Source organism: Sorangium sp. So ce394, from assembly GCF_051474665.1.
Taxonomy (GTDB): domain Bacteria; phylum Myxococcota_A; class Polyangia; order Polyangiales; family Polyangiaceae; genus Sorangium; species Sorangium cellulosum_D.
On the sequence record NZ_CP150339.1, the window covers coordinates 14,860 to 27,598 of the forward strand.

At 72.8% G+C, this 12,739-nt stretch carries 9 protein-coding genes; 6 read left to right on the forward strand and 3 right to left on the reverse strand.

What is annotated here, in order from left to right:
- Window positions 1–252: 252 nt before the first annotated feature.
- Complete coding sequence (hrcA, locus tag WMF33_RS00050; protein WP_437335209.1) at window positions 253–1,296, forward strand: heat-inducible transcriptional repressor HrcA; 1,044 nt, start codon at window positions 253–255, stop codon at window positions 1,294–1,296.
- Here hrcA and WMF33_RS00055 read toward each other — a convergent pair.
- Window positions 1,289–2,248 carry an RluA family pseudouridine synthase gene (locus WMF33_RS00055; protein ID WP_437335210.1) on the reverse strand — a complete coding sequence of 320 codons (960 nt, stop codon included), beginning with the start codon at window positions 2,246–2,248 and terminating at the stop codon, window positions 1,289–1,291. The genes hrcA and WMF33_RS00055 overlap by 8 nt on opposite strands.
- Before the next feature lie 322 nt (window positions 2,249–2,570).
- On the opposite strand from WMF33_RS00055, the gene WMF33_RS00060 reads away from it, so the two are divergent.
- Window positions 2,571–3,452 carry a response regulator transcription factor gene (locus WMF33_RS00060; RefSeq protein ID WP_437335211.1) on the forward strand — a complete coding sequence of 294 codons (882 nt, stop codon included), beginning with the start codon at window positions 2,571–2,573 and terminating at the stop codon, window positions 3,450–3,452.
- A gap of 254 nt (window positions 3,453–3,706) precedes the next feature.
- A complete protein-coding gene (locus WMF33_RS00065; RefSeq protein WP_437335212.1) occupies window positions 3,707–6,586 on the forward strand; it encodes an ArnT family glycosyltransferase in 2,880 nt (959 codons plus the stop codon).
- Window positions 6,587–6,922: 336 nt separating this feature from the next.
- Here the strand turns inward: WMF33_RS00065 and cobA are convergent, their stop codons facing one another.
- A complete protein-coding gene (cobA, locus tag WMF33_RS00070; RefSeq protein ID WP_437335213.1) occupies window positions 6,923–8,614 on the reverse strand; it encodes a uroporphyrinogen-III C-methyltransferase in 1,692 nt (563 codons plus the stop codon).
- A gap of 110 nt (window positions 8,615–8,724) precedes the next feature.
- Between cobA and WMF33_RS00075 the strand changes: the two genes are divergently transcribed.
- The 3 genes from WMF33_RS00075 to WMF33_RS00085 all read left to right on the forward strand — a co-directional run bounded on the left by WMF33_RS00075 (window position 8,725) and on the right by WMF33_RS00085 (window position 10,813).
- Window positions 8,725–9,108: a DUF4339 domain-containing protein gene (locus tag WMF33_RS00075; RefSeq protein WP_437335214.1), complete on the forward strand. Its 384-nt coding sequence runs from the start codon at window positions 8,725–8,727 to the stop codon at window positions 9,106–9,108.
- A gap of 178 nt (window positions 9,109–9,286) precedes the next feature.
- A complete protein-coding gene (gene hemB / locus WMF33_RS00080; protein ID WP_061624961.1) occupies window positions 9,287–10,270 on the forward strand; it encodes a porphobilinogen synthase in 984 nt (327 codons plus the stop codon).
- Window positions 10,271–10,273: 3 nt separating this feature from the next.
- Window positions 10,274–10,813, forward strand: coding sequence for a hypothetical protein (locus WMF33_RS00085; RefSeq protein ID WP_437335215.1), 540 nt, complete (start codon window positions 10,274–10,276; stop codon window positions 10,811–10,813).
- Here WMF33_RS00085 and WMF33_RS00090 read toward each other — a convergent pair.
- Window positions 10,810–12,729 (reverse strand): ABC transporter ATP-binding protein, encoded by a 1,920-nt coding sequence (locus tag WMF33_RS00090; protein ID WP_437335216.1) that lies wholly within the window; start codon window positions 12,727–12,729, stop codon window positions 10,810–10,812. The two genes, WMF33_RS00085 and WMF33_RS00090, sit on opposite strands and share 4 nt — an antisense overlap.
- Window positions 12,730–12,739: the final 10 nt, after the last annotated feature.

Genomic DNA, 12,739 nt, shown 5'->3' on the forward strand with positions numbered 1-12,739 from the left:
AAGCGCCGGAGGGCCAGCCACCGGCAGCGGCGATGCTGGACCCTCGGGCGCGGCGGTCGCGTCCATCCTACCGTGCCATTTGACCGGGCCGCGCGATCGCCTCAAAATAGGTCTCATGCGCATCCGTGGGCCCAGCGCCCGCACGCGCGTCTTGACGTATGGGAGCGAAGGTCCGGCCCGCATGGCTTCCCGGTCCGGGCGGTCCCTGTTCCAGGTAGCCACAGCGGCGCGCACCCGCCGCCTGCAGTCGACATGGGAGATGTTTCCAATCGCGCTCGAAAGATCCTTTTCGCCGCGGTCACCGAGTTCATCGCGACGGGCGACCCCGTAGGCAGCAGGACGCTCGCGCGCAAGTACGGGCTGGATCTCTCGGCTGCCTCGATCCGCAACGTGCTCGCCGACCTCGAGGAGGCCGGCTACCTCCACCAGCCGCACACCTCCGCGGGCCGGATCCCGACCGACCGCGCGCTCCGGTTGTTCATCGACGCGCTCGTGGAGATCCGGTCGCTCTCCCCCGAGCAGCAGGCCGAGCTCAGCGCCAGGTTCGCCGAGATCTACACCGTGGCGAGCGACCCGCTCCGCGAGACGGGGCGCTACCTGTCGGAGCTGTCGGGCGCCGCGGCGGTCGTCGCGGCGCCGCGGGCGGAGATCCGCGCCCTCGGCCAGCTGCGCTTCATCCCGACGAAGCCCGGGCAGCTGCTCGCGGTGCTCGTCTTCGCCGACGGCTCGGTCGAGAACCGCTTCATCTCGATCGACGAGGCGATCAACGAAGGGGAGCTCACCCGGATCCACAACCTGCTCGCCGACGTCATCGAGGGGCGCACGCTGGGCGAGATCCGGGATCTCTTCGCCCGCCGCCTCGCCGACGAGCGCCTCCAGATCGACGCGCTGAGGCGCCGCGCCTTCGAGCTCGGCAGCAAGGCGACGGCCGACGTGACGCGGCGGAGCGAGGTGGTCATCGAGGGGCAGAACCGCCTCATCGATCTGCCCGAGTACGCCGACGTCGACCGGCTCAGGAAGCTGATGAAGGCGCTCGAGGAGCGCGAGGAGCTCGTCGATCTGCTCGACCGCACCCTCGCCGCGGGCGCGGGCGAGGTCACCGTCTTCGTGGGCAGCGAGGCGGGCGACCTCGGCGGCGGCCAGCTCAGCCTCGTCGCCGCGCCGTACATGGAGAACGGGCGCGTCGCCGGCACCGTGGGCGTGCTCGGCCCGACGCGGATGGACTACGCGAAGGTGATGCCGCTCGTCGACGCGACCGCCGCGGCGATGAGCGAGGCGCGCGGCAAGGTCAGGTAGCGTCCTTCCGCCGCGGCTCGCGGAGCCGCTCGAGCACCTCGTCGAAGTCGGGGGGCGGCGGCGCCTGGAAGCGCATCGGCCGGCCGTCGGCGGGGTGGTCGAAGCCGAGCTCGACGGCGTGGAGCATCAGCCGCGGGGCGGGGATCTTCGGCCCGCGGTAGTCCCGCACGTAGACCGCCTCGCCGACGAGCGGGTGCCCGGCCTCGGCGAGGTGGATGCGGATCTGGTGCGTGCGCCCGGTCTCGAGGCGGCAGGCGACCAGCGTCGCGCCCGCGGCGCCGGCCCCCTCCTCGGGCCCGCGGAGCGCCTCGATCGGCTCGACGTGCGTCACCGCGAGCTGCCCCTCGCGCCGGCCGTCTCTGGCCGAGCCGCGCAGCCCGTCGCCCCGATCCTCGACGAGGTAGCTGCGGTACGTGCCGCGCGCGACGGCGCCGTGCGCGACCGCCAGGTACTGCCGGTGCATCGCGCGGACGCGGAGCTGCTGGGCGAGGTGCTTCTTCGCGGCGAGCGTCCGCGCGAAGACGAGCAGCCCGCTCGTCCCCTTGTCGAGGCGCTGCACGACGCCGAGCGGCGCCCGCCCGCGCAGGCGGTCGCGCCGGGCCAGCACCTCCCGCACCAGCGCGTCGAGCGTCGCGGCCTGCTCCGCGGGGTCCTCGTCGCCGTAGGGGATGGTGCTCACCCCGGCGGGCTTGTTCACCACCACGACGCTCGCGTCCACGTAGACCACGAGCTCGCCCTCGAGCTTGCGACGCCGCACCGTCTCGGGCCGCGGCGCGTGCAGGCGGACCTCGATCTGCTCCCCGCTGAGCACCCGCCGCCGGGCGCTCGTCGCGACCGCGCTCCCGACGAGCACCTTGCCGGTCTCGATCAGCCGGCGCGCGTCGGACCACGAGACCGACGAGAGCGCCCGGACGGCCCCGTCGAGCGGCCGCCGGTCCAGCGCGGCCGGCACGGTCCAGCGGCCATCCTGCGGGGGGCGCGCCGGGGCGGCCGGGCCTTCGTCGATCGGATCGGCGGCGTCGCGGGGGTGGGGGTGGGGGTGGGGGTGGGGGTGGGGGGTCGGAGCGGCGGGGCGGCGCGGGCGCATGAGGGGTCGTGGGGGGCGCCTCGGCTCCGCCCACAGGCGTGGGACCGGGCTCTACCGGCGCGGAAAACGCACACCCGCGGGGCCCGCGGGGGCGAAATACACCGCGAATGTTGACACATCGCGCGACCGGAGCCGAAGATATCCAGAGCCGTCATCGCTTTCTCGCCATCTGAGAGGAGACCCGTTCGTGGCCAGCACCCTTCTCGCCGTAGACGACAGCGTGACCATGCGCAAAGTGCTCGAAATCACCTTTGCGGGTCAGGATTTCCGCGTCGTGACGGCGAGCAGCGCCGACGCTGCGCTGCAGAAGCTCAAGAGCGATAAACCCGACCTGGTGATCGCCGACGTCACGCTCGAGCCGAAGAACGGCTACGAGCTGTGCAAGGCGATCAAGCAGGCCTCACCGGCGACGCCCGTCCTGATCCTGTCGTCCAAGCAGAACCCGTTCGATCCCGCGAAGGGCTCGAGCGCGCAAGCCGACGACCACATGGACAAGCCGTTCGACACCCAGCAGATGATCGACAAGGTCAAGAAGCTGCTGGCGTCGCGCGGCGAGGCGAAGCCGGCCGCCGCCGCGGCTCCCGCCGCTGCTGCTGCGACGCCTGCGCCCGCGCGGGCTCCCGCCGCGGCGCAGCCGGCCGCCGCGGCGCAGCCGGCCGCCGCGGCGCAGCCCGCCGCCGCGGGCGCGAGCCCGCTCCAGCGCGCGAAGACCCTCATCTACACGCCGAACGCGCCCGCCACCACCACCGCTGCGCCGGCCCAGGCCTCGGTCAAGACGGCGCCCGGCGGCGCGGCGAACGTGCCGGTCACGACGACGATGGCCTTCTCGCCGACGCCGGTGTCCGGCGTGCCGAAGACGGCGTCCGGTCCTGCGGCGGTCGCGGCCACCGCCTCCGCGCAGGTGAACGGCCAGATGGCGAGCAAGCTCGAGGGCCTCGGGCTCAGCGCCGAGCAGGTCGAGGCCGTGATGGCGCTGTCCCGCGACGTCGTGGAGCGCGTCGTCTGGGAGGTCGTGCCGGTCCTCGCCGAGACGATCATCAAGGAAGAGATCGCGCGCCTGACGAAGTAGCCGCGCGCCGCGCCCTCCGCGCGGCCGCGGTCATCGCGCCGCGCCGGCCGTCCCGGCGCGGCGCGCGATCCCGGGCGGCGCGCCCTCATGAGCGGCCGCTCTCGGGTCGAGCCCGTGCAGACCTCGAGGAACGCCCGCGCGCGCATGCGTCGATCGATCGGCGTGCGCTGCGCGAGCGCGCGCGACCGCTGCTTTGCCCGGCGACGCAGAGTTGCTACGTCAGGGCCGCGCCTCGTTCCGCGTTCGGCGCAGCCATGAACGACACGCACGACAAGAGCAGCGGCGCGCCCGCGGACGCCCGCGACGGGACGGCCGCGGCGGAGGAGACGACCGAGGGCGGCGTGGCGCCACGCGCCGCCACGCCGGAGGGCGAGGCGGCAGCGCGCGACGGCGCGGTCGGCGCGGACGAGGCGGCAGCGCGCGACGGCGCGGCCGGCGCGGACGAGGCGGCAGCGCGCGACGGCGCGGCCGGCGCGGACGACGCCGCGCCCGACACCGACGAGGTGCGCCTCGTGCCGCAGGGCAACCCGCTCCGCTGGCGCGGCGCTGGCGTGTCCGCCGCGGGCGCCCTGCTCGCGTTCGTCGTGATGGCGCTCGCGCCTCAGCTTCGCTGGGGCGTCCCGCTCGGCGCGCTCGGGATCGCCGTCGCGACGCTCGGCCTGCTCGACCTGCTCGGCACGTTCGACGATCCGCCGGAGCGCGTCGCCGCGCGCGTCGGGATCCGGGATCTGCTCGGCCCGCTCGCCCTGCTCGCATCCGGGCTCGCCGCGTTCTTCGTCCTCGTCACGCTCAGCGTCGCGGGCTACCTCTCGCCGAGCTCCCTCGCGCGGGGCGGCGCGCCCACGCTGCTCTCGCTGGCGGTGCCCGCCGTCGCCGTCCCTGCCGCCTTCCTCACGGCCGTGATCGGCGCGTTCCGGCTCGGCGAGCGCCTCGGCCCCTGCCGCGCCGACGAGGCCGGCGCTCCGCGCCCCCTCCTCCGGCGGCACGGCTTCTGGCTCGTCGCCCTCGTCACGCTGCTCTACCTCCCCATGCTCGGGAGCCACGCGCTCACCGACCCGTGGGAGACGCACTACGGCGAGGTCGCGCGCGAGATCCTCGCCAGGAACGACTGGATCTCCCTCTGGTGGGCGCAGGACGGATGGTTCTGGTCGAAGCCGGTGCTCGACTTCTGGATGCAGGCGCTCGCCATGGCGGCCTTCGGCGTCCGCTACCGATCGGGCGAGATGCTCTCGGCCGTGGCCGAGGGACGCACGCCGTGGCCCGAGTGGGCGGTCCGGCTGCCCATCTTCGCGCTGACGCTCATCGCCGTTTACCTCCTCTACAAGGCCGTCTCGCGGATCTTCAGCCGCCGCGCGGGGCTGCTCGCGGGCGTCGTCCTCACCACCATGCCGCAGTGGTTCATGGTCTCCCACCAGACCATGACCGACATGCCCTTCGTCGCGACGATGGCCGCGGCGATGGCGCTCCTCCTGCTCGGCATCCACACCGACGACGCCGAGGAGGCGCGCGTCTACGAGGTCGATCTCGGCGCGCTCAAGGTCGGCCTCTCGCTCTACCACCTCGTGCTCGGCGCGATCGTCGCCTGCGCGCTGCCGCAGCTGCTCTACCTGCTGTCGCGCCACGTCGAGATCCACACGGCGCCGTTCGGCCTGCGCCTCCACGGCGACGTCTTCAGCTCCGGCTCGCCGGGCAACTGCGGGCTCCCCGGCAACGAGGCCTGCCGGCCGGTGCTGCCCGTGCTCCCCGGACTGCAGCCGGCGCTCCAGGCGATCATCTGGGCGCAGACGCTCGGGATCGTCCTGTACGCCAGCTGGGGCGAGCGGCGCGTCCAGCGGCTCCTCTTCCTCGCCGCGTGGTTCTTCGCCGCCCTCTCCACGATGGCCAAGGGGCCGGCCGGCTTCGGGCTCCCGGTGCTCTGCGCTCTCGGCTACGTCGTCGTCTCGCGCCGGTACCGCGACCTGCTCAAGATGGAGATCCCCGTCGGGCTGCTCGTGCTCGCGTGCGTCGCGCTCCCCTGGTTCGTCGCCATGTACGCGCGGCACGGCCAGCCGTTCACCGACCGGCTCCTGTTCCACGACATGTTCAAGCGCGCCTTCACCCACGTGCACGACACGAACGAGGGCGACGACGTGAGCTTCCGCTACTACGTGTGGCAGCTCGGCTACGCGACGTTCCCGTGGACGGGGCTCGTGCCCGCCTCGCTCGTGTGGTGGCTCCGGCGGCGCGAGGGCGGAGCCCCGGACGAGCCCGGCTCGGCCGAGGTCCGGAAGAGCGACGCCTCGGTGTTCCTGGCGATGTGGTTCCTCTTCGGCTTCGCGCTCTTCTCGCTGATGCTGACGAAGTTCCACCACTACATCCTGCCGGCCGTCCCGCCGGCGGCGATGCTCACGGGGATCCTGCTCGACGACATGCTGCGCCTGGAGGCCCGCGCCGGCGCGCTGCGCTCGGGCGCGGCCTCCGCGCCGGCGCGCGCGCTGGCGACGGTCGTCTACGAGCGCGCGATGCTCGGCGCCGTCGCGATCGGCGCCGCGCTCCTCGTCTTCTTCGTCGGGCGCGATCTCGCGATGGCGCGCGACGGGCAGCCGAGCCAGGCCAGGCTGCTGCACCTGTTCACGTACAACTACAAGCGCCCTTGGCCGCAGTCGCTCGACTTCTCCGCGACCCTGTGGGCCTTCACCGCCGCGGCGGCCCTCCTGTGCTTGCTGCTGGTGGTCGCGCGCCTCCGCCGCCTCGCCCTCTACGCGCTCGCCTCGCTCGCGATCGCGTTCACGGCGTGGGGGCTCGACGTGTACTTCGTGCGGACGTCGCCTCACTGGGGCCAGCGCGAGACCTTGCTCGCCTACGCGCGCGCGAGCCAGGAGATCCCAGGGCCGCTCGTCGCCTACCAGATGAACTGGAAGGGCGAGAACTTCTATGCCGGCAACAAGCTGGCCGCCTTCGTCTCGAGCGGGAAGAAGTTTCAGGACTACATCAACGAGCAGAAGAAGAAGGGCGTGAAGACCTTCTACTTCGTCACCGAGCACGGGCGCATCAACTCCCTGTCGAACGAGCTGGGCAGCCCCCGCATCTTCGAGCGGCTCACGACCATCGAGCTCAACAACAAGTTCCTCGTCGTCCGCGCGACCTTCGAGTGACCGAACAGCGACCGAAGGTCTTTATCTCACCACCGCTGTCCGGATGTGAGGCTGTACGCCCGCTCCCATCCGCGGAACGCGGTTGTAGATTGACGACAGCACGTGGACGTCGCGAATCCCTTGCAGCTATGTCCATGCGGTAACGCAAGGGCGCAAGACAGGTCCTGCCCGGACGCTCTAAGTGCTCGAATTCACTCCAGGAAGGCGCAGGCACGCCTCCTGCTCTCTCCGGACCCGAGCGTCGCGGCGGAGACCTTCCCCCCCCCAGGTCCGCCGCGGCGCTCTTTCTTTGCGCCGTCGAGCGCGGAGCTCGCCGCACGCCGTGCGATCGGCTCCTCAGTCGGCGGCGCTCGTCGGTGCAGCTTGCAACGCAGCGAAATATCGATCCAGCGCGTCCAGGAGACCTGCTGTGGTGCTCACCTCCGCGGTCACGCCGACCCGGAGCCCCCGCTTCTCGGCGGTCGCGGTCGTGATCGGGCCGATGCTCGCCAGGAGCACGCGCTCGAGGCGCGCCGCGGCGCCCTCGCCGAGGAGATCGCACAGGCTGTCGACGGTGCTGCTCGACGTGAGCAGCACGACGTCGATCTCGCCCGCCGAGAGCGCCCGGAGCAGCTGCTCGCGGCGATCGCTCGAGGCGGGGCGGGTCTCGTAGACGGGCACGACGTCCACCTCGCAGCCGGCGGCGCGGAGCCGCTCGGGGAGCACCTCGCGGGCGACGAGCGCGCGCGCGAGCAGGACGCGGACCGGGGAGCGCGCCGCCCTGCGCTCGGCCAGCGCGGGATCGGCGAGGATGGCCTCCGCGAGCTCCTCGCCGCGGAACTCCTTCGGCACGATGTCGGCGCGGACGCCGCGCGCGGCGAGCGCGGCGGCCGTCCCGACCCCGATCGCGGCGAGGCGGGCCGAGCCGAAGGCGCGCGCGTCGAGGCCGAGCCGATCCAGCTCCTCGAAGAAGCGCGAGACCCCGTTCTCGCTCGTGAACACGACGGCGTGGTACCCGGAGAGCCCGCGGACCGCCGCGGTGACGCGCGCAGGGTCGGGCGGCGGGTGGATCTCGATGGTCGCGAGCTCCACCGCCTCGCCGCCGCGGAGGCGGATGAGCCGCGACGTCGAGCGCGCCTGGTGCCGCGGTCGCGTCACGAGCACGCGCTTGCCGAACAGCGGCTTCCGGTCGAACCAGCGCAGCGCGTCCCTGAGGCCGGTGACGGCGCCGACGACGATGACCGCGGGGCTCTGGAGCCCCGCCTCGCGGGCGCGGCGGGGCAGCTCGTCGAGGCGGCTCGAGACGACGCGCTGGTCGGCCCGCGTGCCCCACTGGATGGCCGCCGCCGGCGTCGCAGGATCGCGGCGACCCGGCCCCATCAGCCCCGCGACCACCGCGTCGAGGGCCTGCATGCCCATCAGGACGCAGATGGTCCCGCGGACCGAGGCGAGCTCGCTCCAGTCGAACCCCTTGCCCGCCCGGGTGACGCCGCTGACGATCATCACGCTGGAGGCGATGTGCCGGTGCGTCAGCGAGATGCCGGCGTAGGCGGTCGCGCCGAGCGGAGAGCAGACGCCCGGCACCACCTCGAACGGCACCCCGGCCCGCGCGAGCGCCTCCGCTTCCTCCGAGCCGCGCCCGAAGAGGAACGGATCGCCGCCCTTCAGGCGGACGACGCTGCGGCCCGCGAGCCCGAGCGCGACCAGCTCCGCGTCGATCTCCGCCTGCTTCGCGTCCTTCACGACCCGATCGCCCCCGCGCTTGCCGACCGAGCGCACCTCGGCGCCCTCCCGCACGCCGTCCAAGAGCGCCGGGTGGACCAGCTCGTCGTGCAGCACGACATCGGCCGTGGCGAGGAGCTCCGCGCCGCGCAGCGTGAAGAGCCCCGGGTCGCCCGGGCCCGCGCCGACCAGGTACACGACGCCCGGCCTGGCAGCGCCCGGCCCCCCGCCCGCGGCCCGCAGCAACGCCGCGCCGTGGCCCTCGTCGGAGGGGTCGTCGCGCCTTGGAAGCGCCGTCAAACTCCCGTCGTTCTGTCGTTCACTCATGGCAGACGTTGATTGTCATAGCGAATCTGCAGTGATGTTGACTCGGTGCGTTAAGGGGATAGAATCGCACCGGTTCGATTCAACGTCCGGCGGTTTCTGGAGTCCATTCAATGAGATCTGTGAAACTGTCCCAGGAGCTGCGGAGCTCGGAGCGCGGCTTTACGGACCGATGGTACGTCACCAACGGGGAGCGATCGGTCGGCCCGGTCAGGCTCGACCAGCTCGCGCGCGGCATCGAGAACGGAGTCGTCCCGCTCGATAGCTTCGTCCGCAATGAAGCATGGACCGTGTGGTGCCCGCTGTCCGACATTGCAATGGTCACGGTCGCCGCCACGGAGACGCCTGCGGAACAGCCGGACGAGGCCTTGGCGCTGGACGCGGACGACGACGATACGGTGCCGCTGTCGTCCCAGCGGACGCCCTCTCCGGTGACCCCGCCGCGTCCGGGGTCGGCGGCGCGCCAGACCGTGCGCCCTGGAGCGGCCCAGCGTTGAGCAATGTCCGCGCGCGCGGCGGGGCGGGCGCGGCCGGCAGAAGGAAAGTGGAGGGCCGGTCTCATGCGGGCGGTTTCGGGCGAACACTAGCCGATTCCAGCGCTCGGGCGATCCACGGATCGCGCGCGGCGAGACCGGAGCGGTCCCCGCGGGCGAAGGGCTGCTATGCTCCGCCGCCGTGTTCCCCACGAAGCGACCGCGCCGGCTCCGCCGCACGCCCGCCCTCCGCGCCCTGGTGCGGGAGACGTCCCTGAACCCGGGGGATTTCATCCTCCCCCTCTTCTTCAACGAGGCGCTCGACGCGCCGCGCCCGGTCGGGACGATGCCGGGCGTCTCGCAGCTGCCCGTGAGCGCCGCGGCGGCGCAGGCGCGGCTCTGCAAGGAGCACGGCATCGGCGGGACGATCCTGTTCGGGCTGCCGCGCACCAAGGACGCGTCGGGCTCGAGCGCCTACGACCCCGACGGCCCGGTCCCGCGCGCCGTGAAGGCGATGAAGGACGCGGTGCCGGAGCTGCTCGTGATCACCGACGTGTGCGTCGACGAGTACACCGACCACGGCCACTGCGGCCTGCTCCGGCAGGACGCGTCCGGCGCGATGGACGTCGACAACGACGCGACGCTGGAGGTGCTCGCGCGGGCGGCGGTGGTCCACGCCAAGGCGGGGGCCGACGTGGTCGCGCCGAGCGACATGATGGACGGCCGCGTCGCCGCCATCCGGCGCGCGCTCGACGCCGAGTCGCTGACGGGGACGGCGCTCCTCTCCTACGCCGTGAAGTATGCGTCCGGCTTCTACGGGCCGTTCCGCGAGGCGGCGGACTGCGCGCCCAAGTTCGGCGACCGAGCGGGCTACCAGATGGATCCCGGGAACGCGCGCGAGGGCCTGCGCGAGGCGGCGCTCGACGAGGAGGAGGGGGCCGACATGCTCATGGTGAAGCCCGCGCTCGCGTACCTCGACGTCATCGCGCGCGTGCGCGAGGCGACGACGCTGCCGCTCGGCGCCTACAACGTCAGCGGCGAGTACGCGATGATCAAGGCGGCCGCCGAGCGCGGCATGATCGACGAGAAGCGGGCGGTGCTCGAGCTGCTCACGTCGATCCGGCGCGCCGGGGCCGATTTCATCCTCACCTACCACGCGCTCGACGCCGCGCGCTGGCTCGGCTGAGCCATGCGGAGCCAGAAAGCGGGCAGGGGGGCTGCGCGGCGCGCGGGGTGGGCCGCCTGCGCGGTGGGGGCGGCGGCCGCCCTCGTCGCGGGCTGCGCGCCGACCCGGTGCGACCGGTCCGAGAGCGCGAACCCGCCCGTCGAGTTCACCGAGGCCACGCCGGCGGGGGGCGTCTACGAGACGTCGGCGCCGGACGGCGAGCTCCTCTATTTCCCGGGCGGCATGCGGTACGCGCTCAAGCACGGCCTCGGCGCGCGGCCGCGATGGCATCAGGTGTACCTGTCGTTCGAGAGCGACGGCACGAGGCGCGGCGGCACGCTGGCGCACGCGGCGGGCAACCAGGCCGAGGTGACGTGCGTGGACGACCAGCACCTGATAGTGATGAACGACAGCTGCTCCGAGTACTGGCTGCGGGTGGTCGCCGGAGGCGCGGACGTCGCCGACGAGGGCGCCGCCGGAGGTGAAGACGGCGCCGACGAGGGCGCGGCGAGCGCCGCCGGCAAGTGCTACGGCGACGACGATCCGACGCCCGCCGATCCCTAGGCGTGCGCCGCCGCCTGCCGGGCGAACTGGAGCCGGTACAGCTTGCTGTAGACGCCGCCGGCGGCGAGCAGGTCCTCGTGCGTGCCCTGCTCGACGACGCAGCCCTTGTGGAAGACGACGATGCGATCGACGGCGCGGATCGTCGAGAGGCGGTGCGCGATGATCAGCGCGGTGCGCCCCTCCATGGCGCCCTCGAGCGCGCGCTGCAGGCGCGCCTCGGTGTCGCTGTCGACGTTGGCCGTGGCCTCGTCCAGGATGAGGAGCGGCGGATCGCGGTAGAGGGCGCGGGCGAAGGCGATCAGCTGGCGCTCGCCGGCGCTGAAATTGCTGCCGCGCTCGAGCACCGGGGCGTCGAGGCCGCCCTCGCGGCGCTCGAAGAGATCGAGCGCGCCGATGCGGTTCAGCGCGTTCACCACCTTCGCGCGATCCGGGATCGCGTCGCCGGCCGCGATGTTCGTGAGCACCGTGCCGGGGAACAGGAACACGTCCTGCGGGACGACGGCGAACTTGCGGCGCAGCTCGTCGCGCGCGTACGCGCGGACGTCGCGGCCGAAGACCCGCACGGTGCCGTCCTCCACGTCGTAGAGGCGGAGCAGCAGCGACGCCACGGTGCTCTTGCCGGCGCCGGTCGCGCCGACCAGCGCGACCTTCTCGCCGCTCCTCGCGGCGATCGAGACCTGCCGCAGCACGGGCGCGCCCGGCTTGTAACCGAACACGACGTTGTCGAGCTCGAACGCGACGCCCTCGTCCGCGGCCATCGCCGCGTCGGTACAGCTTGCCGTGGCCGTCGCGTCCTCGTCCTTGTTGTCGAGCAGCTCGAAGATGCGCTCCGCGCCGGACATCGCGGACTGCAGCAGCGTGTACCGGGCCGAGAGATCGCGGATCGGGACGAAGAACATGTCGATGTAGGCGACGAAGGCGAACAGCGTCCCGAACGAGATCTCCTCCTTGAAGCTCTTCACGCCCGCGTACCAGAGCACCGCGGCGATGCACACGCTCGAGACCATCTCGATGGCGGCGTCGAGCGTCGCGTCGAGCACGATGGAGCGGTTGTTCGCGTTGCGGTACGCGGCGTTGATCTCGTCGAACTCCTCGGCCGAGCGCTCCTCCCTGGCGTAGGCCTGCACGACGGCCATGCCGGAGACTTGCTCGTTGAGGTACGCGTTCATCCGGGCCGTCTTCGCCCGCACCTCCCGGAAGGCGTCGCGGATCCGGCGCCGCGTCCAGTTGACGCCGAGCGCGACGGGCGGCACCGCCGCGAAGGCGAGCAGCGACATGCGCCAGTCGAGCGACACCATCACCGCGACGATGACGGCGAGGCGGAGCAGGTCGCCGAACGCGTTGAGCGCGCCCGACGCGAACATCTCGCCGATGGCGTCCACGTCGTTCGTCACCCGCGTGACGAGCCGGCCGACCGGCGTGCGATCGAAGAACCCGAGGCGCCGCGTGTGCAAGAACCCGAAGACGCGCGCGCGCAGGTCGGCCATGGCGCGCGCGCCGGCGAGCTGCATCAGGTAGAGCTGCGGGAACGCGAGCGACTGCTCCGCGAGCATGACGCCCGTGAGCAAGAAGCCGTTGCGCGTGAGGCGATCGAGCCCGCCGGGCGCGTCGAAGGCGTCGAGCGCGTCGCGCATGATGAGCGGGCGCAAGAGCGCCAAGAGGGCGGTGACGATGAGCAGCGAGAGCGAGAGCGCGAGGTGCTTGCCCTGCGGGCGCACGAACGGCCACAGCCGCAGCAGCATGCGCGCGTCGTACGCCTCGCCGAGCTGCGCCTCCTCGTGGAAGCGGCTCAGCACGTCCTCGGTGCGGCTCGCCTTCTTCGCCGCGCGGCCCCTGCTCGCCGAGGACGGCGCCGGCCGCCGCGGGCCCGCGCCCGCCTCTCCAGCGGCCGTGGCGCCGCTCGGTTTCGCCTGCATCGTCGCGCTT